28 protein-coding genes are annotated in these 23,889 nt (G+C 68.9%); all 28 read right to left on the minus strand.

Annotated features, from left to right (window positions below; all coding sequences use genetic code 11):
• Positions 1-16: 16 nt before the first annotated feature.
• The gene (locus ACIRJP_RS34050) at positions 17-217 is read right to left on the minus strand and encodes a hypothetical protein (protein WP_404182771.1); all 201 of its coding nucleotides are present in this window, start codon (positions 215-217) and stop codon (positions 17-19) included.
• A gap of 693 nt (positions 218-910) precedes the next feature.
• On the minus strand, positions 911-1,444 hold the full coding sequence (locus ACIRJP_RS34055) for a hypothetical protein (protein WP_404182774.1): 534 nt from the start codon (positions 1,442-1,444) through the stop codon (positions 911-913).
• Positions 1,441-1,701, minus strand: a complete 261-nt coding sequence (locus ACIRJP_RS34060) for a hypothetical protein (RefSeq protein ID WP_404182777.1) — start codon at positions 1,699-1,701, stop codon at positions 1,441-1,443. The genes ACIRJP_RS34055 and ACIRJP_RS34060 overlap by 4 nt, the downstream gene beginning before the upstream one ends.
• A gap of 77 nt (positions 1,702-1,778) precedes the next feature.
• Complete coding sequence (locus ACIRJP_RS34065) at positions 1,779-2,990, minus strand: helix-turn-helix domain-containing protein (protein WP_404182780.1); 1,212 nt, start codon at positions 2,988-2,990, stop codon at positions 1,779-1,781.
• Between the two features lie 230 nt (positions 2,991-3,220).
• Positions 3,221-3,886 carry a collagen-like protein gene (locus tag ACIRJP_RS34070; RefSeq protein ID WP_404182782.1) on the minus strand — a complete coding sequence of 222 codons (666 nt, stop codon included), beginning with the start codon at positions 3,884-3,886 and terminating at the stop codon, positions 3,221-3,223.
• A complete protein-coding gene (locus tag ACIRJP_RS34075) occupies positions 3,886-4,218 on the minus strand; it encodes a hypothetical protein (RefSeq protein ID WP_404182785.1) in 333 nt (110 codons plus the stop codon). The genes ACIRJP_RS34070 and ACIRJP_RS34075 overlap by 1 nt, the downstream gene beginning before the upstream one ends.
• A gap of 37 nt (positions 4,219-4,255) precedes the next feature.
• Positions 4,256-4,501, minus strand: a complete 246-nt coding sequence (locus ACIRJP_RS34080; RefSeq protein ID WP_404182788.1) for a hypothetical protein — start codon at positions 4,499-4,501, stop codon at positions 4,256-4,258.
• A 19-nt stretch (positions 4,502-4,520) separates the two neighbouring features.
• On the minus strand, positions 4,521-5,324 hold the full coding sequence (locus ACIRJP_RS34085) for a CHAP domain-containing protein (protein WP_404182791.1): 804 nt from the start codon (positions 5,322-5,324) through the stop codon (positions 4,521-4,523).
• Positions 5,321-5,572 carry a hypothetical protein gene (locus tag ACIRJP_RS34090; RefSeq protein WP_404182794.1) on the minus strand — a complete coding sequence of 84 codons (252 nt, stop codon included), beginning with the start codon at positions 5,570-5,572 and terminating at the stop codon, positions 5,321-5,323. The genes ACIRJP_RS34085 and ACIRJP_RS34090 overlap by 4 nt, the downstream gene beginning before the upstream one ends.
• Before the next feature lie 69 nt (positions 5,573-5,641).
• On the minus strand, positions 5,642-7,588 hold the full coding sequence (locus ACIRJP_RS34095; protein ID WP_404182797.1) for a right-handed parallel beta-helix repeat-containing protein: 1,947 nt from the start codon (positions 7,586-7,588) through the stop codon (positions 5,642-5,644).
• Between the two features lie 10 nt (positions 7,589-7,598).
• Entirely contained in the window at positions 7,599-8,171 is a 573-nt protein-coding gene (locus ACIRJP_RS34100) for a hypothetical protein (protein ID WP_404182800.1), read from the minus strand.
• 14 nt (positions 8,172-8,185) lie between these two features.
• Positions 8,186-9,115: a hypothetical protein gene (locus ACIRJP_RS34105; protein ID WP_404182803.1), complete on the minus strand. Its 930-nt coding sequence runs from the start codon at positions 9,113-9,115 to the stop codon at positions 8,186-8,188.
• The gene (locus ACIRJP_RS34110; protein WP_404182805.1) at positions 9,115-10,251 is read right to left on the minus strand and encodes a phage tail protein; all 1,137 of its coding nucleotides are present in this window, start codon (positions 10,249-10,251) and stop codon (positions 9,115-9,117) included. Before ACIRJP_RS34110 ends, ACIRJP_RS34105 begins: the two co-directional genes overlap by 1 nt.
• Before the next feature lie 10 nt (positions 10,252-10,261).
• Positions 10,262-11,677: a hypothetical protein gene (locus ACIRJP_RS34115; RefSeq protein ID WP_404182808.1), complete on the minus strand. Its 1,416-nt coding sequence runs from the start codon at positions 11,675-11,677 to the stop codon at positions 10,262-10,264.
• Positions 11,678-11,680: 3 nt separating this feature from the next.
• Positions 11,681-16,036 (minus strand): phage tail tape measure protein, encoded by a 4,356-nt coding sequence (locus tag ACIRJP_RS34120; RefSeq protein ID WP_404182811.1) that lies wholly within the window; start codon positions 16,034-16,036, stop codon positions 11,681-11,683.
• Between the two features lie 6 nt (positions 16,037-16,042).
• Positions 16,043-16,465 (minus strand): hypothetical protein, encoded by a 423-nt coding sequence (locus ACIRJP_RS34125; RefSeq protein WP_404182814.1) that lies wholly within the window; start codon positions 16,463-16,465, stop codon positions 16,043-16,045.
• A gap of 44 nt (positions 16,466-16,509) precedes the next feature.
• Positions 16,510-16,833, minus strand: a complete 324-nt coding sequence (locus ACIRJP_RS34130; protein WP_404182817.1) for a hypothetical protein — start codon at positions 16,831-16,833, stop codon at positions 16,510-16,512.
• Between the two features lie 102 nt (positions 16,834-16,935).
• Positions 16,936-17,595, minus strand: a complete 660-nt coding sequence (locus ACIRJP_RS34135; protein ID WP_404182820.1) for a phage tail protein — start codon at positions 17,593-17,595, stop codon at positions 16,936-16,938.
• Between the two features lie 69 nt (positions 17,596-17,664).
• Positions 17,665-18,069 carry a hypothetical protein gene (locus ACIRJP_RS34140; RefSeq protein WP_404182823.1) on the minus strand — a complete coding sequence of 135 codons (405 nt, stop codon included), beginning with the start codon at positions 18,067-18,069 and terminating at the stop codon, positions 17,665-17,667.
• On the minus strand, positions 18,069-18,338 hold the full coding sequence (locus ACIRJP_RS34145; RefSeq protein ID WP_404182826.1) for a hypothetical protein: 270 nt from the start codon (positions 18,336-18,338) through the stop codon (positions 18,069-18,071). The genes ACIRJP_RS34140 and ACIRJP_RS34145 overlap by 1 nt, the downstream gene beginning before the upstream one ends.
• Before the next feature lie 4 nt (positions 18,339-18,342).
• Positions 18,343-18,573 (minus strand): hypothetical protein, encoded by a 231-nt coding sequence (locus ACIRJP_RS34150; RefSeq protein WP_404182828.1) that lies wholly within the window; start codon positions 18,571-18,573, stop codon positions 18,343-18,345.
• Between the two features lie 119 nt (positions 18,574-18,692).
• Complete coding sequence (locus ACIRJP_RS34155) at positions 18,693-19,097, minus strand: hypothetical protein (protein WP_404182831.1); 405 nt, start codon at positions 19,095-19,097, stop codon at positions 18,693-18,695.
• 5 nt (positions 19,098-19,102) lie between these two features.
• Positions 19,103-19,408: a hypothetical protein gene (locus ACIRJP_RS34160; protein WP_404182834.1), complete on the minus strand. Its 306-nt coding sequence runs from the start codon at positions 19,406-19,408 to the stop codon at positions 19,103-19,105.
• On the minus strand, positions 19,405-20,451 hold the full coding sequence (locus ACIRJP_RS34165) for a major capsid protein (RefSeq protein WP_404182837.1): 1,047 nt from the start codon (positions 20,449-20,451) through the stop codon (positions 19,405-19,407). Before ACIRJP_RS34165 ends, ACIRJP_RS34160 begins: the two co-directional genes overlap by 4 nt.
• Positions 20,452-20,465: 14 nt before the next feature.
• The gene (locus tag ACIRJP_RS34170; protein WP_376423139.1) at positions 20,466-20,855 is read right to left on the minus strand and encodes a head decoration protein; all 390 of its coding nucleotides are present in this window, start codon (positions 20,853-20,855) and stop codon (positions 20,466-20,468) included.
• Between the two features lie 19 nt (positions 20,856-20,874).
• Positions 20,875-21,609 (minus strand): hypothetical protein, encoded by a 735-nt coding sequence (locus ACIRJP_RS34175; RefSeq protein ID WP_404182841.1) that lies wholly within the window; start codon positions 21,607-21,609, stop codon positions 20,875-20,877.
• Between the two features lie 60 nt (positions 21,610-21,669).
• A complete protein-coding gene (locus tag ACIRJP_RS34180; protein ID WP_404182844.1) occupies positions 21,670-22,470 on the minus strand; it encodes a hypothetical protein in 801 nt (266 codons plus the stop codon).
• Positions 22,463-23,839: a phage portal protein gene (locus tag ACIRJP_RS34185; protein ID WP_404182847.1), complete on the minus strand. Its 1,377-nt coding sequence runs from the start codon at positions 23,837-23,839 to the stop codon at positions 22,463-22,465. The genes ACIRJP_RS34180 and ACIRJP_RS34185 overlap by 8 nt, the downstream gene beginning before the upstream one ends.
• Between the last annotated feature and the right edge of the window lie 50 nt (positions 23,840-23,889).

Consider the following 23,889-nt stretch of genomic DNA (forward strand, 5'->3'; position numbering starts at 1 on the left):
CGACCGAGAACCTTGCTCACACAAGCGGTTTGGACGTGAGCTCAGTGATCAGCGTGAGCGTGTCGTCGAGCCGCCCCCGCAGTCGCTCGACGAGCAGGATTAACCCTGGTTCGCCGAGGGCGGCCAGATCCGCAGTGCGCGCCTCGTCGAGGTCGCGGTAGGCGAAATCTCGGCGGGAGTTCTGCGCGGGGGTGAGCGTGATCGGATCGGGGGGCACTCTTATCATCACCTGTCCGGGATGCTCGGCGATCCTGACTCGGGAGTCAGTCCGAGGCAGAAGCAGAACATGAGGAACGTTCGGTATACAAGCGATAAGCCGCGACGTCACTCGAACGTATGGACGAATGAACATCGGGTTCCGGTTCCCCGGGAAGTACGGTAACTCGGCCACGTCAGCACCCGGACCGATCGGCTGATTCGCATCGCGGCGGCACTCGGCATGCCACTCGCAGAGCTCGTACAGGAATGAGCGCCCGGTGGGAGCGAAAGGCCCGCTTGGCCCCGGGCCGCCGACGGCTTCGGGGACAAGCGGGAGTAGGACCCGCCCGCGGCTGGTCGGCGCGATGAGCAGCCGCGAGCGGGAGATCAGGGCCGGCCGCTCGGCTCCGGCTCGGCCGGCCACCGCGTGCCGGGGCGATCCCACGACGGCCGGTGGTACGGGTCGTAGTGGTCGCCTCTATGCCCAGGTTCCCTCGTGCACCGGGCGTTCGTCTGAGGGTGCACGTCCCAGCAGTAACAGGGGATGATGTCCGACGACTCGTCCCTCACCGGCGTGCCTCCCGCCATGCGCGGGTGAGGCGAACTGCGGTCGGGCAAGGGGCGTGACGGCAGGATGCGCATTCGTAGGTGTGGCCCACCAGGGTTCGGTACGCCTCGTCGCCCGGCGTCCGGGCGAGATTCGTGAGGGTGATCATCGTGTCCCCCTCGACGAGCCCATGACCGCGATGGCGGACGCATACGCGCCGTACAAGTCGGCGGCGTCGGCGAGCCGCGGTTCGATCCGGGGGGCGACGATCCACGTTCGCGAATCCTGCGTGTGAGGTGCGACGACGCTCGGGTTCGGGACGAGCAGCACCTCGCCCGGACCGAGCACGCTCGCGTTCGGCAGGTCCCAGTCATTCGCCGCGTCGACCGCAACAAAGAAGTGGACGCCCATGGGGGTGTGCAGCAGCACGGGTCCGAGCGGCGACTCGATCGTGTCCATGTGCCGCACAACCTCCCACCCTTCCTGGCAGGGCAGGCGTACGACGTCCCACGCGCGGCCGATGGGGAGCTCGGCGAGCTGTCCGGACTGCCACGCTCTGAGTGTCTCGCCGACGTCCGCGCCGCACGCGCGAACCCAGTCGACAGCGGGGTACGCATCGAAGCCGGACGCCGCGTCGGCGATGTTCGCGCGCCGGATGTGGTCGCCGACCGCGCGGGTTGGTGGCGCTGAGTCGCTCATGATCCGGCTCCGTCCGCTGCCGAAGGTACGGCGTGCGCGAGCAGCCGGCCGAGGTCGGCGTACAGGCTGCTTGCAGCGTCGTAGGTCAGGACGAGATCCCCCTCGCCCAGGCGCGCGCCGTTGTGCGCGACGAGCAACGGCAGCGCGATGCGCCCCGCTGCGGTCTGCCGTAACTCGCCCGATCGATCGATCCGTACGCCCTGCGTGGGGTTCGCCGTCACCATCGCCCCTCGCGCCCGTCGCTGAGTCATCGTCATGTGACGGACCGTAGAGGCGAAACGCCAAAGCGACCCGGAAAAATATTCCGGGTCGCCTCGGGTTCCGGGTCCGTCAACTACGCGAGAACCCCAACGTGTTCAGCAATCCGGTGCAGCTCAGAACGCATCTGCGGCCGCGGTCGCTTCATGAGCGCCTGCACCGTCTCGCGGACGAGCGGAAAGTACTTGATCTCTTCGGGTGACGCCTGCATGACCTGTTGCAGCATCCACATGGCGCCGAAGTCGTCCCCAGCGAGGCGGTGCGCGTGCATCACCTCAACTTGATACCGGGTCGTACGCTCCAACGGCAGCACGCCGCCAGGCTCGGGGACCGTGACGTCATCGGCGAGGCGCAGCGCTTCGTGAGTGTCGCCCTCCTCGGCAGCGAGGTGCACGCCGTGCATGGCGACGTTCGTCGGGCCGAAGCTCGTATGGAAGTGGTTGTGGTCGGAGCCGAGCCGGTTGGCAACCGTGCCGGCCGCGTTCAGAAGGTCCCATGCCGTCGGCGCCTTGCTGTCGCGGACTGCGGCAATGACGCCGGATAGGTGCAGCGCACCGTACGCCGACAGATGCTCGGGCGACGCGTCGTCGTCCGGCCGGCACCGAGCCATCGTCTGTCGGGCGAGGTCGAGCGAATCGGCTACCTCGCCCGAGCTCGTGAGGATGCCACAGACGTTCCAGACGGATGCGGCGATCAGTGCAGGGTCGCCGGTCTCATCCGCGATCTGCATCGCTCGGTCGGCAGCGCGTAGCGAGAGCCGCCGCTCGCCGATGCGCCGCAGGAACAGCTGATGCAGATGCAGCAGCGAGACAAGCGCGCGGGTCGCGTCGAGCTCGGCCTCGCCGGTCGACTGCCTGATCGTCGAGTACGCCTCGGCGAGCAGGCCGGGCAGCATGTCGCCGACCGGGGCGTACCGGGTTGTCTGTGTCTCGTAGATGTTCCACGCCTCGACGACCCGCTCGCCGAGCTGCGCGGCCGTGAGGGGGTCGCCGGGCAAACCGAGCCCGAGGTGCGATGGGGGCGTGTTCAGCGCTCGTCGGATACCGGGGACCGACGGGTGTTCGGGGCCGACGAGACTCAAGTCGACGGCCGGCCCGATGAGATCGCCGACGTTGTCGAGCCCGAGCTCGCGCGCGAGGCGGATGAACATGTTGACCGAGTCGACCACGATGATGTTGCGCTCGACCTTGGATAGCCAGTCCTCGGAGCGGCCGACAAGTCCGGCGAGGGCTGCCTGCGACTTGCCGGTCTTGAGGCGGTAGTACCTGATCCGCTCCCCGCTGGTCATGGCAGTTGGGTTGATCATGGGTTCCCCTTGATGGGTGAGAGCACTCAAATCCCAGAGTACGGCCCACGGTTCGAGACAGTGTCGGTCATACTGGGAACTGCCCCGTATGGGAGCACTCGCGACCCCCGCCGCACCCCCGTCGGCGGGGGTTGCTCCGTTCTCAGGCACACAAAAACCGCCCCCTGCACCGGCCGAAGCCAGGCAGGGGGCGTGTCATGGGGGCGCATCGGTCAGGAACGGCGGCGTTCGGCTGGTAGACCGGCGACGGTCGGCGACGGCGAGGAGTCCGGGTTGCTCGGTGCGCTGTCACGGCGGCATACCAGTGCATCCGGGTCACCCGGCGGCGGCTGCAGGCTGTACCCGGCCGGGCACGTCTGGCCGTCCCGACCATCCTTGCCGTCCGTGCCATCCTTCCCGTTCGCGCCGTCCTTCCCGTTCGCGCCCGCCGGACCGGGCGGCCCGGTGACCGTCGCCCCGGGGGGACCGGTCACCGTGGCACCGGGAGGCCCCTGCGGGCCCGGAACGGCTGACGATGTCGGCGCGTCCTTGCCCGCGGGCCCCGTGGCGCCCCGCTCGCCCCGCGGACCGGCCGGGCCGGGTATCGGTACCGGAACCTGCGCCCGGTCCGGCAGATCCGCCACAGCACGGCCGGGATCCGGTGCCGCAGGTGTCTCACCCTTCGCTTTGATCTGCGCGCGCAGCACCCGCACGTCGCCCGCCAGTGTCGACACCGCCGACCCGCGCCGGTTCGCCTCGGTTGCAAGGTCGTCGGCACGGCGGTCTGCAGCGCCGATCCGCAGCCACACCAGGACAACCGCGCCGGACAGTACGAGCAGCGCGGCGGCGAGCGCGAACGATCGCCACTGCCGTATCAGGACATCGGGGAGACGGTGCATCACAACGGGGTTCCTCCCAGCTCGGCTATTCGCGCGTGCAGCCGGACGTTTTCGGCAGTGAGTTCGGTGATCTGCGCGAGCAACTCGGCTTTGGCTGTGCGCTCGCCGGCGAGCTCGGCGTACGCCGCGGCGAGGCGCAGCTCGTTCTCGGCGAGGCTCTGTTTTGCCTTGTCCCGCTCTTCCTGCAGGTTGTCGACGAGCGTCGAGTACCCGCCGAGCACAGCGCCCGACTGTGCGGCGCGGTTCTCGCCCCGCTTCCCGACGAGTGCGCCGATGGCTGCTGCGAGCCCGACAGCAATGGTTCCGACGGCGCCGAGCGTCGCAGCGTCCACGCGGGATACCTCCGGTCGTACAGATGGGACGGTCGCGCTACGCGGGGAAGGTGAGGTTCGGCGGTGTCGCCGGATCCTTGCCCGCCGGGAGCGTCGACGCGGTACCCGACCGGCCGACGAGCCGACCGGCGACCCAACCCTTTGCCGACGCGAGGACGAGCCCGATCGGGGCAGCCCACCACAGATCGATGCCTGCGACCTCGACGATCAGGATGCCGAGCGCAGCCTGCACACCGGTCCAGCCGGCGCGCTCCGCAGCGTCGGCGAGCAGCTTCGTGTTCATGACGTCTATCCCTTCGCGATCATGCGGTGACGGTGAAGCCGTGCGCCTTGCCGAGCCGGGTGAGCGTCGTCTTACCCGGCTTGCCGTCCGCGTCGCCGCCGGGCTGCGTCCCGTGGAACCCGAGCCGCTGCTGATAGAGGCTGTACGCGCTGAGCGTCGCCGTGCCCCAATGCCCATCCGCGTAGCCAGCACTGAGCAACTTCTCGGCGACGAGCGCCTGCTCGACGATCGCGACGCCCGCATACGAAACGGGCGTGCCCTTCTTGGGCGGGTCCACCTTCGCCGCCTGAATCAGCTTCGCGAGGGACACCTGCGGCCGCTTCGAGCCCGAGCTGCTACCCGCGGTCGGCGCAGCCGGCTTGTACTTCGGCCGGCCGAACCCGGCGATCTCGTGCACGGTGCGGACCCGTCGGGCGCACACGTTCGCCGTGTTGCCCTCAATCGTGTAGACGTAGCCGCCCGAGACTGACGTGACGATGCCGACGTGATCGATCTTGCCGATCTCGGACGAGCCGCCCCAGTCGAAGAACACGATGTCGCCGCGCCGGATCCCGCTCGCCTTGATCCCGTTCGTCATCGCCGTCCACTGCCCGGCCGCCTTGAACCGGGCAGCGTGCGCCACGGTGTACGCGTAGTCGGTGCCGAAGCACACGGCGTCGTGCTCGCCCGCCTCGACTGCAGCGCGCGTGATCGTCGCATCGCACCAAGGGAAGTTGTAGGCGTAGTCCCGGCCGTTGCGCTGCCGGTACCACTCCTGCACTGCGTTCGGCTCGCCGGTCCCTATCCAGCGCTCCATTGCCCTGATCATGCCGTCGACGCTCATACGGACTCGCCCCCGTCCCCGGTGTCGACTGCGGCCGAGTCGGCGACGTCGAGGGGCACCTCGGCGTCGTCCTGGTCGGCGAGCTCGGGCCCGGTGTAGTAGCCGGCCATATCGGGTGTGCCGTGCTGCGTGGCGAGCAGCGCCTGCTCGTCGTCGACGGTGGGCCCGTTGCCGGTGCGCGTGAGGTGCTGCGCCTGCTCGTACTGATCGCCGAGCCGGTCGGGGATCGGTCGTGCGGTGTCGCCCATGGGTGAGCCCCTTTCGTGGGCATGAAAAACACCCCGGCCGGTTGGCTCGGGGCGTGCGCGGTAGTGAGGTCAGATGCGGTTGTGGCCGGGGCTCGTCGTGCCGCCGGCCCAGTCGAGTACGGCACCGGACCCGGTGACGACCAGGGCGACCGCAGCCGTCCAGCCGTTCCCGCTCAGGTCGTTGCCCGTGATGACGGCGCCGGTCGCGGTTGGGGCGGCCGAAACCCCGTTCACCGTCGAACCGGTTCCCTTGCGGACCTTGTTGCCGGTCACGGTGCAGCGCACCGCGTTGTCTGAGAGCCGGATACCGGCCGACGCCGCAGCGACGACGTGATTGCCGGTGATCAGCGCGTCCCCCAGGGTGCCCACGAAGATGCCGTGGTTCGACGTCGTGGTGTCGACCTGGTTTCCGGTGACCGTGGCCCCGGCGCTGCTCGTGATGTTGATCCCGTTCGAGCCGACCGCCCGCACGGTGTTGCTTGCGAGCACAGCCCCGCTGCCGGCCTGTACAAAGATCCCTGTGCTGCTCGCCGTGTCGACCGTGTTCGCGGTGATGCTCGGGGAGGTGCAGTAGTCGCATCGAATGCCGGTGTTGCCGCTGCTTCGCACCACGTTGTCGGCGATCTTGACGCCGGACACCTGTGCGGTGGTGTACCCGAACACGGTGATCCCGGCATCGGTTGCCGGGGCGTCGATGGTGTTCCCGGTGATGACCAGCGAGTGCGGGGTGATCGAGAACCCGGCGGTGGCGGGGTTCGGGTGCGTCAGCCGGATACCGGTCGCACCTGTTCCACTGATCACGTTGTCCGCGATGACCGAGCGCCGCCAGCAATACCCGTGCACACCCTCGGCGGCCGCGCCCTCGACGCGGTTCCCAATGACCTGGATACCGTCGAAGTACACCCCGGCCGCAGCCGCGTGTGAGCCGACCGCGCGACCGAAGACGCCGAGCCGGTCGGACGGGCCGAAGTAGCAGCCCTGCACCAGGATGTTCTTCGCCGGGGTGTTGTCGAAGTCGCCGATGGAGCTGCTGCCGGCTTTGGCCATGTCGAGTTGGATTGCCTCGGACGTACCCCGATTCTGCTCGGGCGACGTGTCCTTGAACCCCAGGAAGCGGCAGTTGATTGCCCGGCCGCCGTCCACCGCGTTGAACTCCAACGCGTGTGCGCTGGAGGTGTTGGTCACGGTTGCGTCCCTGATCGTGATGTCCCGGGCGTGGATGAAGTTCAGCACGTCGGTGACCGCGGTTACGGTGCCGGACGCGCCGTCGGCCGCGTTGCCGTCCCACGTGCCGCCGAGGACCGTGATGTGAGAGTGCCCGCTGTAGCCCGCGAACGTCTCGGATGACAGGAAGTTGCGCAGCAGCCCGGCGCCGGTTCCGATCGCGCGGAGCGTCGCCCCGTACGCGTAGATCGTGGTGTTGTCGTAGACGACCAGGAACGTACCGACGCCGTACGTGCGCCCGGCGGGGATGACGACGGTGCCGCCCCCGGCCGTGTGGGCGGCGTCGAGTGCGGCCTGAATCCCTAGTCGATCGTCCGCGATGCCGTCGCCGACCGCGCCCTCGACGACGAACAGCCGGGCGGCGCCGAAGTCCGTCAGACCCGGGGCGGTGATCGGCTGACTGAAGACGACCGGCCCCTCAACCGTGCCGCCCGCGATCGTGTCGAGCTTGGTCGCGGTCGCGGTGAGAGCGTCTGTTGCCGCGGTGAGAGCGTCGGTCGTCAGTTCCCGGCCGTCCTGGTACCACCGCACCGGGGCGCCGGCCGCGTCGAGGTACTCGTATTCGATCGCTGGAATCTCGCACTTGAACGTGGGAATCGCGCCCGGCGCCGAACTGCCGACGGGGTTGCTGCGCAGCTCGCCAAGCGGGGTAACGCCATCCGGCTGGTAGAGCGCGGTGATGAGCTCGCCGGTTCCGGCGACCCGGACGAGCAGAGGCCAGTCGGGCACGACATCGCCCGTAGTCGTCGTGAGGACATCGGCGGGGGTGCCGCCGAAGGTGTAGAGCGCCACGGGTGCCCTTTCAGTCGAGCCAGTAGGAGCCGGTGATGTCGACCCACGTCGTGCCGGTGCCGTCCTGCGAGAACCACACGACCGAGCTTGCGGCCTCGATCCGGCATACCGCAGTGACGGGGTCGCCGGTCAGGGATTGCCCGCCTGCCCACGCACAGAGCTGCTGGGGGCGGGCGTCGGCCGGGACCGGGGCCAGGACCTGCCCGTCACCCACCAGCACCGTGTCATCCGCCTTCACGACCCGCCCTCGCATGTGGACCTGCTTGCCGACCACCTTGTACTGCGGCGTATTGCCGCCCGGGGCCATCCCGGACGCGAGCGGCAACGGCTTCCATGCCGGGGCCGGCTCCCACAGCGACACCCACGTGTTCGCGGCCGAGGTCTTGATCCACGTCTGCCCGTTGGCGGCGATGACCAGAGTCCGGGCCGGTGCGGTGGCGTACGTCGCATCCCGGTCCGCGACATCAGCACAGTGCTGCACCAGGTGCTCATCGATGACGGTCGCGATCGCGGCAAGTTGGGCGGGTCCGTCAGGGACGTCGCCGCCGGACGGGATGGGCCAGCCGGCGTATCCGAGCTGCATAGGGGCCTTTCCTTTCAGCTGAATGTGATGGTGAGTCGGCCGCCGGACACGCCCATGTAGTCCGTGCTACCAGAGGCGTAGATCGCCAGTCCCCGGGCGGAGCCGGAGGCGAGTTGGGTGCGCCAGGAAGCGGGCAGGGTCGCGGTCCCGGTGGCCCCGGCGGACAGCGACAGCAGATCGTCATTTCCGCTGCCGATCAGGTTGAGTTGCCCGCCCGGTGGGGACGTGTGGGCGTGCAGGTACAAGTGGAGCGGCCGTTTCGAGTTGCTGCCCGCACCGCGCGCCCGGGTGAACTGGACCTTCATGGACGCGGCGGATTTGCCCGCGCATGCGGCGGCGATGTTCGAACCGTAGAACCAACCGCCACGCAGGTTGCCGCGGCCGGTGTAATCCCCCTGGTAGGGCATGTTCCGGGTCTCGTCGGGCCGGCCGCTGCGCCAAGCCCCGGATGCCTGCGCACTAAGCGTGACGGGTTTCGGAGGGCGGGCCGGCGGCGGGCCGGGGGACGGGTCGGTGACCGTGCCCAGCTGTCCGTACAGCTCAACCTTGCCGTTGACCTGACGCATGTACAGGGCCTGCACGGTCTGCCAGCCTGGCCCGGTCGGCGCCGGGGTGCCCCACGTCGCCGCCCGTACTACCTGAGTGTCGAGGGCGACATCGGTAGCAATGTCGTGCACAACTGCCTCGTCGGCGCCGCCGGGGTCGGCACCCAGACGCCACATCACGACGGGGCGGGCCCCGGACCGGACGGCGACCCAGTCGCCCGCTGCGCGGCCGCGATAGCTGTCGGCGCACGGCACGTCGAGGATGAGTGAGCCGCCGATCATGACGTTAACGCCGGTATCGGTGACATCGACGACCTGCGCGGAGACGGTGCCGCCCCCTTGCGCGGGTGCGCTCGCCTGCGCGAGCAGCGCCCCGAGCTCCTGCGCGTTGTCCGGCATCAGAGCCTCCTTGCGCTCGTCCTGGTCGTGCACGACATGACAGCGGCGCCGAGCGTGTACGGGCAGGAGTCGATGATGTGGCGCTGCCACTCGCCCGGCCGCACCTCGACCTCGACGACGTCACCGGGCTCAAGCCCCGGATGGCACACCGCGGTGAACGACAAGCTCGACTGCACGCCGAGTGAATCGGCGAGCTTGGCCCGGCCGACGTCGGCGGCCTGCCCGGTCGTGGTGATCAGCGGGGACGAGTACCGGTCGACACGCACCCGTACCCCAGTCAGTCCGAGGCGCTGCGGGGCGAGCGGGTCGCCCACCGGATCCGGGCCCGCGTACGTCAGCGAGTTTGGGTCGTCGTCCCACACGTAGATGGGCCCGACCGCCGGGGAACCGTCCCCGCCGTCCCCGCTGATCGCCCAGACGTTGATCAGGCCCTCGGCGGACTGTTCCTCGGCGGGATCGACCAGGGCGACGCCGTACGGGATCCGCCAGACGACCGGGTCGTCGAGGGTGGGCACGGGGCCGATCGTCATCATGCCCCGAGCGTCCGCCCACACCTCCCCGCCCAGCGCCGCCGCAATCCCGGTCGACACCCCTGCAGTGTCCGTGCCGCCGGACAGAGCGGCCCACCGGTCATCGGCCGTGAATGCGGGTACGAAACTGGCCGGGTCGAGCCCCGGACGCCACGTCACCCCGACGCCCGGCCGGGCCTCGCCGACGAGGATGTCGGCGAGGGCCGCCGCGGTGTTCGGGCCGACCATCCGCGTCGCGGGGAACCTGGCCGCACGAATGGCGTCCTCGACGCCGAGCAGTTCAAGCCGGGCCCCGGTCCGGGTCCGTGAGAGCCGGTCGACGACGTAGCGGCCGGCCGGGATCCACTCGGGGACGTCCATCCGCGGCCCCTGCATCCCCTGGTACAGGCGCACTTCGGTGATCACGGTGTTGACCCCGGCGGCGCCGAGCGGCACGTCGACGAGCTCGGCGCTTCCGGAGTACCGGCATTCGGCGGTCCGGTCCGGGCGGATCTCCGCCGTCGCCACCTGCGCCGAATGCCACGTGGTGCCGCCGTCGTTGGACCACTCGGCGCGCTTAGGCCGCCGCGCCGGGCCGGTCACCGCTGCCAGGGCCGCGGCGGACATGCGCAGCATCTCAGACCAGTCCGTTCATCGCTGCCGACGCCCAGATGCTGTAAGACGCCGCCACCGCGTCCCACGTGCTGATCTGCTCGGCGAGGATGTCCCACGACCAGCCAGGCACGCGCAGCGGCTGCCCCTCGGTATCGGGGCGGGCAACCGGCTCAACCACCCAACTGAACTGGTATCCCTCGCTGCTGCCCAACCGTCCGGTCGGTGTCGGGCCGGTGATGTCCGCCGGCACGTGGTACGCGTCCGGCGTGATCACGTACCCGGGCCGGGTCTGAGCGAGGAGCACCCCGGACCGCAACAGCGCGCGCACCTGGTCGGCCTGCTCGGGCGGCACGTCGATGGTGACGGTGTACGACTCGGCGGCGTGCTCGTCGAACGCCACCACCCGGAACGGCGACCCGGGGACGTCGGCGACGGACTGCCGCCCCGCGCTGGCCGGCTCCGGACGGTCCACGAGCATCGCCCGCAGCGACAACGACGGGTCGTCGAGGCTCTTCAACCACAGGTCTCGCTCCTGCCCCGGGGCGGGCGCCGGCACCGTGACCGCAAGCGAGGATGCCGGGCCGGTGGACCCGTCCGCGTAGATCGGCGTCGCCGTGTAGATCACCGGAACGCCGAGCGGCGCCTCATGGTCGTAGGCAGTGCCGACACCAGCCACCGCCCACGCCGGGTCGGCGGACCGCACGGGGACAGGGGCGCCGCCGCCCGGGTCCTGGCGCACGATGCGAACCTTGATGATGTCGCCCGTTGTCGGGACCGCGGTGACTCGGTCGGACGGGGATGCGTGCGCGGCGCCCTCCCACACACACCCCGGCTGGTCGCCGTCGACGTACTCGCTCGGACCGTCGACCCCAGTCTCGATCATCATGCCGTCGGACAGCCACACCGTCCCCGCAGGCGCCGTATAGGCCACCGCAATGCGGTCGACCGTCACCCCCACGGGCACCGTGTACGTCGCCGTCATCCGCACCCAATCGTCCACCACGGGCGGGACACCCGCGGTCGCGGTGCCGTGCGTCGTCGTCGCGTTCCGGAAGCTGAAGAACACGGTCGTACCGGTGCCTGGCACCCGCACCCACGCCGAGACACGGATCGTGGCCCCCGCCGGGACCGCCTCGCACAGATACTGACTGCCCGAGGTCGTACCAGTCGCGGAGTGCTGGATACAGGCTGTGCCGTACCGGGCATCAGTGGTGATGCGATCCCGCGCAGACCCGGCATAAACCAGGGTGTTGGAGAGATCGACCTCGACACTCGGGTTCAGCGCCCGGTTCCGGGCGGCGGGCGGGGTGTTGCCGTTATACGACAGCGCCACCCCCGCCCACGGCTCATCCACGATGGCGCCCAGCCACCCATCCGGGGACACCACCCGATCCGGCGGTGTCACCTGCGGCGCGGTCGGATCCACAATCAGCGGCACCGGTTACCTCCCCTTCGTGCCCGCCCGCGCGCTGCGGCGGACAGCACTCAGCCGCGCATCCACGCGGGTATCGAAATGAGCAGCCAGCTTCTGACCGTCGTCAAGAACTAGGGCGACGGACATCCCATCGAGCTGCGCGAGCGGATCGGACCCCGCCCGCTGTGAGGTCACCGGGACTACCGCGGCGGCCGGCACTGCGTTCTCGCCCAACCGGGCAGCCTGCGCGGCGACCGCGGGCGCCATCGCCGCCATGCCCGCGACGACTCCGGCCCCGACATCGGTGCCGGCCTGCGCGCCCTTCCGCGAGGGCGAGTGGGCGTCGATGCCCTTCTTCGACCGGATCGCCTTGATCGCCGAGTTGCCGAGCTTGGTCATCGCGTTTTGGATGTCCTTCTGCTGGCCAAGCAGGCCGGCCAGGAACCCGCGCGAGGCATCCTTGCCCGCGTCGTACATCGCGTCAGCCATCGACCGGCCGTAGGACGTTGAGAGCGAACTGCCGGACTTCACCAAAGCGTTGAGTTGCTTCATATCGGCAGCCGAGGCCCCAGACACGAGACCGGCCAGCTTTGATTCCGGACCCATCTCAATCAACTGACTGATCAGATCCTTGGACGCGCCGCGCTTCTGCGCCGTGGCGATCGCGGACTGGAAGCCCTTTACGGTCGCCTGCCGCTCTCGCATGCCGGTGATCAGGTCACCGACCGACTGCGCGTCGCCGAGGTTGGATACGGCGAGGTAGTCGGCGGCGGTCTTGCTCTTGTCGGACGCGTACCCATGCGCAGCGTTGATCTTCGAGGTGATGGCGTCGCGCTGCTTCGCCATCGCCTGCAGCTTGGCCGACGCCTTCTCAGTCGACTTGACCAGCGACCGCCCTGCCCTGCCCGCCGCGCCGAGATCCTTCGTCAGCCGCTTCGCCGCCGACGCGATCGTCGACGCCGAGCCCGTCAGGCTCTTCTTAAATACATCCAGGTCGGTGCCGATCTCGCCCGGCTTCTTCACCTTGGCGGTGCCCTTGGCGAACCCGCGCACGGGACCGAGGCCAGCCGCCATCCGCCGGGACTCGGCGTTGGAGTAGATAACCTCCCCGCCCCGGAACCGCATCAGCTCCGGCCCGTTCTCGCCGACCCACGCGATCTCGCCCGGCCTCGGCGAACCGCCGTCGGCGTACCCCTTGAAGCCATAGGTGTCGGTGAACAGCGGGTCATGGTAGCTACGTGCGCGGCTACCGATCACGACGCCATCACCACCGCGGCTCTCAACATTGGTGCCGTTGATCGTGCCCGCGGTGTGACCAACACCGGCATTCGTGACGCCGATCATGTATGGGGAGCGGGCGTTACGAACCCATCCTGCCGGTGCGGTCGCCCCACTGAATGACCCAGTCGCCCAACGGCGGTGCGGGCGCTCGCCCCTGATCACGGACTCAATCGCGGACACAAGACCCGAGCAGTCCCAGCTCGGGTTGCCGTTGCCGCCCCACTGGTAGGGCTTGCCGTTCTGCGTGCGCGCCCAGGACAGCGCGGCCTTGTAGCCCTTGCCGCCGACACCGGCTTTCTCCATCTCGGTATCGGCCTTGCCGGAGTACCCGAGGATGCTCTCGATCATCTTCTTCGGGATGCCAGTGATCATGTCCTTGTACAGCGACGCGCTGCCCGAGATCTTGTTGATCAGCGGCTTGACCACGCTGTTGAGCCCGGCCTCGGCACTAGCCTTGACGCCGTCCTTCAACCAGCCGACTCCGGACTTTGCGAGGTCGACCCCCTTCGACGCGGTCGACTTGACCCAGCCGAAGATGCCGCCCTTCGCGAACCCCTGCCCGTCACGGAACGCCGACAGGGAACGCCCTTGCATCGCGGCCCGGTTGACCGCGTGCAGGCGCGCCCGCTCGTACGGGTCTTTCATCGCTTCGGAGACATAGACACCTTCGCCGCGGCGCATCGGGACGAGTTGGTCATCGCCATTCCGCCAAGACGACTGGCCCGGCAGGATCCCGCCGCCTGCGAAGCCCTTGAACGCGGGTAGCTTCGGGGCCCCGAACGCGCCCGCAATCTGGTTCCAGACGCCTCGGATGCCCCTGTTGTAAACGGTATCGATCACGAACGCGACGGGCCTCTTCGCGATCGATTCAAGCTTGTCCCACTGAGTCTTGATCGCGTCTTTGGCTTTCCCGAAAGAATCGGCCACAGCCTTGACGCCCAATTTCAGCGCATCGAATGCAGGCTTCGTAGCCTTGTTCCACAGCCATGATGCCTTGTCGCCGATCCATTGAAATACGGGCTTGGCTTTGGTTTCCCACAGGTCTTTCAACTTGGCGCCGAGCAGCCCGATCCCGATTTTCATCAGGTCCCATGCGGGCTTGATCCGGTTGTTCCACAGCGAGACGGCCTTATCGCCAATCCAGCCCAGAACCGGTGAAAATACGTTCTTCCACAGCCACGACGCGACCGCGCCAACCGCCTTGACCTGCGCGACGATGGAGTTGAACGCGGGCTTGATCGCCACGTTCCACAACCAAATTGCCTTGTCCGCGATCCACCCGAAAACGGGTCCGAGGACCGTCGACCACAGCCACGAACCCACCGCCGCGAGCACCTTGAACGCGGCGACGATCGGGAAGATCGCCACGACGAGCAGGATCTTGGCGGCCGTGCCGATGAACGAGAACACCGGGGCGAGGATCGTGTTCCACAGCCACGACGCGGCTGTACCGATCGCCCGCAGCCCCGTCATGAAGCCGTCCACGACGGGCTTGATCGCGCTGTTCCATGCCACCGAGGCCGCAGCCTGAATGCCGGTCCACGCGCCCTGAACGATGCTCCGGAATGTGTCGCTCTTCTTGTACGCGACGACGAGCAGCGCCGCGAGGGCTGCAATACCCGTGATGATCAACCCGATCGGGTTTGCGTTCATCACCGCGTTGAGGACCCCTTGCGCAACGGCATACCCGCGGGTGACTGCAGCCGTAGCAAGGATCACCCCGCGATAGATCGAGAACGTTGCCGTCGCCGCACCGGTCGCGATCGCCGAGGCGCCCATCGTGAGAGCGAGACCCCCGACGGCGACGCCGAGCGGCAGTAGCCACGCCCCGTAGTCCTGCACCCACTGAGCACCAGCGGCGAACGCCGACGCTGTACCCGTCACGGCGGGGACGAGCGTGCTGATCATCACTGCGCCGACCATTTTGGTAGGTGGCAGTACGTCGTCTCGGAGGAACCGCCCGAGCCGCGCGACGGCGGGCAGCGCGTACTTGTCCGCGACGGTCGCGAGGCCCTGCAGCGCCTGCCGTTTGAACACCTCGATGTCATTCGTCGCGGTGTCGTGCAGAGACTTGCCCATCTTGTCGGCTGCACCGCCGACTTGTCCGAGGCCGACGGCCGCCGTTGAGGGGTCCATCGCGAGCAAACTCGCTCCGAGGTCCTCGGCTTGGGTACCGAACAGCGAGACAGCGATCTGTGACTGCTTGACCGGATCCTTGATCCCGCGCAGCTTGTCAAGGGTGAGATCGAGGACTCCGTTTGCGGCTTTCCCGCCGCGGGCGAACTTCGCCGCCATGTCGTCGGCGTTGAGCCCGAGTGCCTTGAACCCGCTTGCGGTTGAGTCGCTGCCGTCGACTGCAAGGATCGAGAATTCCTTGATCGCGTCAGCTGCGACATCCCCGTCGCGGGCGCCCTCCTTGAGGGCTTGATTGATCATCCCGATCCCGGTCGCCCCGTCGATCCCGGCCTTACGCCACTGAGTCGAATATTCGTTGACCGTGTCGAGCAGATCGCCCGCCTTGTCGGCGCCCGACTGGAAACCCTTGGTCAGCAGATCGAACGCCTGCTTGCCGTTCTTGGCGAGTCCCGTTCTGATGAGCTGCCCGGCAGCTTTCGCCGAGTCGCCGACGTCGGCGTCGAACGTCTCGGCGAGATTCAGCGCCGCCTTGCTGAGCTCGGCCAGATCCTTCTTCGGCGCAGTGACCGCAGCGACACCGTTCTGTGCGAGCGCCTTGAGTGAGTCGCTGATCTGGTCGATCGACTCGCCGTACCCCTTTGCGTACACCGACCCGGCGATCTTCCCGAGCCGCGCCGACTCCTTCGAACTCAGCCCGAGTTGGGCGCCGAGCTTCGCAGTCGCCTTGTTCTGCTCGACCGCCTTCGCAAACCCGGCCGCGAACAACACCCCGGCGCCGGCCGCGACCCCGGCAACGCCTGCTTTCAGGACTCCGCCGATCCCGGACAGGAACCCGCTGCCCGACTCACGGCCGGCACGCTGCCCCGCGTCGCCGGACGGCCCCGTGATCTGCCGCTGCAGCTCGGTACCGAACCCCCGCGTCGACGGAACGACGGACACATATCCGACACCGACCTCGACCGGCACGACGGATCACCCCCCGGGAAGTACCTGCGAATTGATTCGGTCGTACGCGGCGCGAGCCTGCGCGTGCTTCTCAGCCTCGGCCGCCGTCGTGTCCTCAGGCAGCGGGTCGCCCGGCCGCCACGCCTGCTCGGGCCATGGCATCGGCGGCTTCTTCGGGTCGCGGTTGGCGTTCATGAACGCGGTGAGCAGCAGCGCGAGGAGATCCTGCGAGTCGGCCGCCGCCCAGTCGGCATGTGTCCAGTGGTGGCCGGCCACCGCGCGAGCGGCCGCGCCGTCAGGCGGCAGCCCCTCGACCATGACGCGCAGCAGCCGCAGCGTGATCTCGCCCCGCCAGAACGCGGCGAGCGGACCGCCGGGCCCGTAGCCGGGGTAGTGGTGCGCGAGGTCGGCCTCGACCGCCTCGGGATGCTCGCCGAGGACGTCGAGCACGTTGTACTCGACGAGCTGCTCGACGTCCTCGGAGCCGCCGCCGGTTACTGCCTCGGCGGCCGGTGCTTTCCCATCGTGTCCTGCATCTCTGCACGGACCGCGAGGAAGACGAGCATGATGCCGTTCGCATCGCCGCCGCTCTTCACGTACGCGTCCCACTGGTCGCCGAGCAGCGCTCGCGCCTTGCCGGCGTCGCCCTCCGCAGCATCGATCGCCTTGTTCGTCTCGTCGTCGGCGAACAGCGGGTGCGGGAACGTGTAGGTCTTCCCGTCGTCGGTCTCGACCTCGACCTGATCGCCGCCGACTGCCTCGGAGTACGACGCCTTGACGGCGGACAGACGGTAACGGGCCTTACCGGGCTTGCTCATGATCAGTTCCTCGTTCCTTGGGTGAGCTGCGGGTGAGCGTTGGAGAGCGAGGGGCGGTGGGGCTCACCCAGAACCGCCGCCCCTCGCCCGATCAGGGGCGGGTCACGGCGTGTCGGGAGCGAACGCACGCCACCCCGGGCCGTCGACCCAGTTCCGGCACGACGTGCCGAGCACCGAGTCGCGGAACGCGTTGAACGTCACCGGACGCTGCGTCTCCGTCGAGCGGGCCCACTGCTCGTCGTCGCGGCTTGTGAGCCTCGCGCGGGGGAAGAACTTGACGATGTAGATCTCGGCGCCGGAGTCGTCGTAGTCCAGACCGATGAACAGCAGCCGCCGGTACGGGTTTTTCGGCGTCGCCGCCCGGTCCCACTGCCACGCCGTACCCACAGCGGGCAGCGCCCCCGTCCCGGACAGCGGGAGCCCCTCGTACAGGGCGAGCGTTGCCGCGTTCGTCTCCTGCGGGGCGAACTGCGCGCTGAGCACGTCCGACTCGACGTCGGACCGGGTCGGTTCGACCGACTGCGAGCTCGTAACGTCCGTCATCGACAGATCGCCCGTGAACGTCAGACCGTCATCGGTGGTGTACCCGACGGCGACGTATCCGGCCGGGATCGGGTTCAGGGCGCCATCGGCCGTGGCGAACGGAGCGGTGACAGCTGCTGCGGTGTAGTCCGCGGCGTACACCGCCTGTACGAGCTGCTTGCGGATGAATTCGTTGTGCAGACCGGTCTCAAGCGAGACCGGCTCGGTCGGGGTACCCATGGGCTTACCTCCATAAAGAAACCCCCGGCCGATGGCGCGGGGGCGTGCGGTCAACGGCGGGTGAGCCGGTCAGACAGTGAGGGTCGCCCCTCGAATGGAGAGCTCGACGGCGAACGCGTACCGAGGCGACGACGTTGCCCCGTCGGGTAGTAGGTTCGGGCCCCCGACCTCGACGACGTCGTACACCACGGTGCCCCGCCATCCCGGCATAGCGAGCGTGAGCGCCCGTACGACCGTCACCAAATCGGCGGCGTCCGCCTCGGTCGCGCCCCAGCAGTGCACATCGAGCCGCGGCCGGTCAGTAACGACGTCGAGCTGCACGCCGCCGATCCGCTCGGCTCGGACGAGCCGGGGTGGCCGGGGATTCGGCACGCGGGTACCGACGTGCACCGGGTCGCCGCGGGCGACCAGTCGCTCGCGCAGGTACCGCGAGTACACCTCGGCCGCGTCCGGGAACGCGATCGCCTCGGGCATCAGTCCGTCCCCCTCGCCGCGTCGAGGCCGCGCAGGAGTGCCGCCCGAGACACCTCGGGGTCGTCGGTCGAGTAGTCGCCTATGACCGCGCCGCGCACACGGTGGTCATCGACCTCAACATCGGTTCGGAACTGCCCGCCGGCCGTGCTCGCCGAGGCTGCGCCCCGCTCGGCCGCACGGGTCTTCCGTTCGATCAGCGCTCGCGTGCCAGGCGACTTGAGGAACCCGGCGATGTTGCGCCGGTTCGGGACCACCCGCATCCGGGCCATGCGTTCACCCCTCGACTGTCTTGAGCCTGATCTCGTAGTGATGGAGCTCGGCCGGCTCGAACGCCGGACCGGGCGGGGCGATCACCTCGAACTGCGTTCCGTTCCAGTGGACTCGGGCCGAGCCGTGCACCGCGAGCCGCGCGCCGCCAGTGGTCCACGGGTTGCACATCAGCAGCCACTCGCCGATCTGTGCGTCGCGTTGGTTGGTGTCCTCGGCCCCGGTGGTCTGTTGCATCCACCCCTGCACTGCAACGCGTGTGGACGTCGACCAGTCGTCGACGACGTTGCCGTACCGGTCCGTTGTGCGGCCCGGGTGTTCGACGTCCAGGAGGTGAGGCAGCAAATCGTCGGGGATCACAGCAGCCGCCGACAGATGTCGGCGGGATCATCACGCCACCTGCCGTGGTCGACGAGCACGACGGAGTATGCGGCGTCGGCGTCCGGGTCGGTCGTGTCCTCGGGCTGCAGCTGCTCGATCTCGTCCTCGGTGAGGTAGAGACCGCCGTTCTCGCCGAGCGTCTCGGAGTACTGGCCGATCGTCCTTTGCCTGTAGCCGCCGCCGTTCGCGATGGCCCGGCGGGTCACCGCGACCGCGATCGCCCGCGTCGTCTCCGGGGCCGGGGTGTACCCCGTCGGGATATGCCGCCGCATCAGCGCCGACGCATCGTCGAGGTACGCCGCAACTTGATCGCGCTTCGCCCCGGCGAGGGTGACGGCGGCGCGCTTCTCGTAGTCCTCGACCGTCGCATACGCCGCCATCCCCGTTACTCCTCTCGCTCGACGACGTCGGCCGCCTCGCACGCCGCGATGATGTCCTCGCGGCTCGCGGCGGCGGCGACCTCGACGTCGTGCTGCTCGGCGAACGCCCGCCATGCCTCGACGCCAGAGCCGCGGCCGGACCGAGGCGGCGCCTCGACGTCGCCGCCCGAGCCGTCGCCGCTGTCGTCCTGGTCGTCGGCGTCGGCGAACGCATGGTCGCCGATCTTCCGCAGTGCGGCCGCCGGGATCCTGTCGTCGGGCCCGTAGGCGACGCCGTCGACGTGTACGTATGCGATCAGTCGTCGGCTCATGCGAGTACCTGCGCCTTGAACGTGAGGTTCGGCTCGCGCAGAACCGGGATGCCGACCGCGGCCGCGTGCGTCCAGACCCTGACCGGGTCCTTCGTCTTCCACTGCGCGGCAACGATGCCGGGCTGCTCGCCGGGCTGCAGCGCGTATTCCTCTTCGAGCGACTCGGCGGTCGTGCCGAGCAGCGTCGCCCCGAGGTCGGTCGGCGCGGCCGCCGAGGTGGCGCCGGGCTCGGGCAGCAGCGCGATCGCGTTGCCCGGGGTGATCCGGGTCGCGACGCCGTCGACCTTTACCCGGGCGTCGTACACCTCGATCGGCGGCAGCCCCATCGAAGCGAGCACGGCGTTCACCTGATCGTTCGTCGCCATCGGTGCGACGCCCGCGGGCGCGAGCGGGTACACCTGCCGAATCACCTGATCGCACTGCGTCATGTGCTGCAGTACAGCCTTCGGCATGAGGATCACGGCCGGCGTCTCGCCGTTCGTGTCCTCATAGGTGGCGATCCACGACGGGAGATCAGTGAGCGGCTTCGCGTTCGCGTGATCCGACCACAGCACCGCGGCAACGACCGAGTGCGAAGCGATCCGCCCGAAATCAACGGTCGTCTTCAGCTCGGGAACCGGCACGGCGGCACCGACGAGCGCAGCGCCGCGGCCGACCTCGAAACGCGCGGCGATGTTCGCCGCGATGCGGTTCGCATCCCGGGCGATGAACGGGAGCGCATCCGTGCGGGCGAGCTTCCGCTGCCGCAGCCGGTCGTACTCGTTGAACGGGATCTTCTCGCTGATGGGCGGCAGCTCGCCCATCACCTTGCCGATTCCCTCGCGGCGGCCGATCTTGCTCTCGGTGTCCCACGACCGGTACGACGCAGTCTCGGCGAGACCGCCGCCGCCCTTGACGAACTCGTACACGATGTCGTCGACCTCGACGTTCGGCAGCCATCGCGACAGGGTGAACTTGTTCACCTGCAGATCGGCGAGCGCCGCACGAATGAGCCCGGTGAGCGCCGTCGGCTCGATGAATTCGGTATCCAGGGTCCAGCTCATCTAGACCACTCCTCTCAGACGAACCGGATCGAGCCGGCAACGTCGGTCTTTCCTGCCGCGTCGACGGCGACAGGCAGGCGCGACTCGCGCACCTTGCCATGCGTGAACAGCGCGCCGGCCGGGTCGATGGTGTTGACCGTCGGCGCCCCGACGGCGGAGTACAGGAACCCGACGAGCGTCTGCCGCCCGTCGGTCGCCGTGTCGTTGTACGGCCCGTACTTCCCGCCGGCCGCGATCTGCCCGAGCGGGATACCCGACTTGAAATATCCGTCGGGGTAGTGGGTCGCGGGCGTGAACAGCGACGTATCGAGCACGATCGTTTCGGTCGCCTGCGTCCCGTGCTCAGATCCGAGCCACGACTGATCGTCGGTGCCGAACCATTCGGTCGTCTGTGCAAGGTTCATCGTGATCCCTCCCGGATCATCAGGTCTTGTTGCCGCCGCCGAGCAGCGACTTGTAGAGCTCGGCGCCCTCGGCGAGCGAACTGCCACCGTTGCCGCCGCTGCTGCCGCGCTGCCGCGTGCCCTGGTAGCCCCCGCTGCGGGATCGGCGGCGCGTGTCGCGCTCGTCGCCCTGGCCGTCGTCCTTGTCGGACTTCTTCGGCGCGAGCCTGTCGACCAGTTCGGCAATGGCGTCGTCGTCGACCTCGCCGTCGTCGTTGACGTAGCGGCGCAGGTTGATGTCGTCGAGGACGTCTTTCGCCTCGTCGATCCGCCCCTTTGCCGCGGCGAGGAACGCGGACTTGGCGACGCGTTCGCCGGCCTTGGTGCGTTCCTCGGCTCGGGCAGCGGCGACCGCTTCGTCGACCTTCTTGTCGATGTCGCTCATTCCCTCGCGCTTGACCCGCGCGAGTTCCTTCGCCGCCGCGGCGTTCTCCTTCGCCCGTGCTTCGTGCTTGCGCGCCTGCGCCTTCCACTTCTCGGCGTCGGCCTTGTGGTCGACCGTGTCGTCGTCGCCCTTGTCGGACTCGTCGGCGTCGGCGTCCCGGTCGTCGTCGTCCAGGTCCCCGGTATCGCCGTCGCCGCCGTCGTCCGGGGCGCCGCCGAGGATCGGCCACACCGGGTACAGCTCGGCCGGGTCCTCGTCGGGGCGCGGCTTGCGCCAGCCAATGGCGAGCTGCCCGGTCCGGGCGTGACGGGGCAGAGTACGCGTGCGCATGGTGATGTCTCCCGTGTCGGGTAGGGGTGAGCAGTGGTGTGCGCCGTGTCGGCGCCCGGGTCACGACGGGATGTCGCGGGGCCCGGTGAAGTTCTGCCGACGTACGGCCAGCAATGGGCCGATCTCGCCGTGCTCGCGCGTAATGATCACGTCGCGATAGTCGGGGGCGCGGCCGCCGCGGTCGGACTTGCCGAGGTCACGCGCGATCGCGTCGTGCGCCTCCTTCAGCAGCCGCTCGTCGATGACGTGCCCCGGGTCGCGGCTGCCGGGCAGCGGCTCGGGCTTGCAGTGGCAGCCCGGATGGATCGGCATCAGCTTCTCGACCCGGTACCGCTGCGTCGACGCGATCGTGCACAGCGCGCAGTTCTTCCCGCTGCTGAGACGACGACGGAAGTACCGGGCGCCGCCCCGCTGCATCGACTGCTGCGCGGCATGGGTGCGGGCGAGCTGCAGGTCGGTCTCGGTGATGCTGAGCAGCCGCGTACGCCCCTGCCCGATCGCGTCGACGGCGTCGTGCCCTCGCGCAAGAGCTGTCCACGTCTGCACGAACGGACGCCGGTACACCTCGGCCGGCGGGGTGCCGCGCAGCGCCTCGCCGAGCTGCACGCCCGCCGGGGCGGCTGCGCCGCCGAGCATGTCGGCGATCACCGCCGACAGGTAGGCGTCGGTAATCTGCCCCATTTGCTGCTGCGTCGCGAGCACGACCGGCAGCACACGCTCGATGAACACGGCGGCGTCGGCATCCCGGTAGCTACCGAGACCGTCGAACGCGGCCAGAACGAACCCGATCAGCCGGTCGCGCAGCGAACCCGACAGAGCGTCGTACCGGTCGCTGAGTGCCGCCTGCAGCGCCTCACCCACCGAGCACCCCACCGTCGTCGGCCGAGACGTTGCCCGCCGTCGGCGCCGCTGCCGGTGCAGGCAGCAGCGACGCGGCGAGCAGCGCCTGAGATGCAGCGCCCGCCGTGATGCGCCGCACCTGCGCCGGCGTCTCGCCCATCTCCTCGGCGACGACGTCGAGCGGGTACCCGATGCTCTTGAGCTTCGTCGCAGCGTCGGCCTTGACCGCGAGACTCGCGTGCGCCGGGTTCGCCCATCGCACCTCGGCCTCGGTGTAGTCCTCGGGCACGCCTGCCTGTGCGGCACACAGCGACATGACCGTTTCGATCCCCTCGCCGAACGCGGCGATGTGCTCGCGGATCTTGGCCACGTGCAGGATGTCGAGTGCCCCGATCGTGTCCGCGCTGATGTTCACCAGGTCGCCCCCGTAGTAGTAGACGGGGGTCTGCGACAAGATCAGCATGTCGCGCACATCGCTCTCGTGTTCCTTGAGGAACCCCGACAGATCGGCGGCCGACAGCTGCCCGAACTGCGCGTTGTCGCCCTCGCTCGCCCACACCACACCCGGACCGGGGATGAAAGGCTGCTCGACCGTGGTGATCCCGGTCGCCGGATCCTTCTTCTTCGCGAACCGGTGCCCCTTGATCCACTTCTGCGGGAAACCCGAGTTCCTGCTCGCCGCCATGCGGTTCAAGATCCCCATGTTCACGCGATCTTGAATGTCCAGCACTCCAGCAAACTCGGGCTCGGGGTCCTCGCCGAGATCGGGCATGCGGGCGAACTCGACGAGCGGCAGCATCCCGAGGTCGTGCGGCTCGCCGTCGTCCTGGTCACCGACGTACACCCACGAATCGGGCCCCCACGGCAACCGCCGCGCGCACCGCTCCGCAGTCCGGTACGGAAACGACCGGTCGTCGAAGAAGATCCGCGCGTGCCCGTAGCCGTCGACATCGTCGTGCCACGCCTTGAGCCCGACATACGGCTCGCCCGTCTCCGGGTCACATTCGACGATGCACTCGCGCGGGTGCTCAGCAGTGATCAGCGGCGACGGCCGGCCGTTCTCCTCGGTCCGGGTCGGGTGCGCACCGACGAGCATGTACCCGACCGACTGCGACATTGCGACCCGCCACACGAGTTTCTGCCGGCTGTCGAGCCGGTTCTGCTGCCACCACCGCGACGCCCGATCGTCCGGCTCGCCGTCAGGCCCGGTGACGCCGAGCGCGGTAAGCCGGTGTACGGATGCGTTGCTGATGACCTGACAGAAGTTCGTGCGGCTCTTGCGCTGGAAGTCTATGAACGCCTGCTGCGCGTTCGGCGGCAGCTCGGGAAGCGGCGGCCGACCGCGGTAGTACCGCCACCACTCGTCGAGCACCCGCTCGCGCTTGCGCATCTGCCGGCCGAGGCGCAGCAGCCAGAAGTCGGGGTTACCGATCTCCGGTG

The organism is Streptomyces sp. NPDC102437, from assembly GCF_044765565.1.
Classification (GTDB): Bacteria; Actinomycetota; Actinomycetes; order Streptomycetales; family Streptomycetaceae; genus Streptomyces.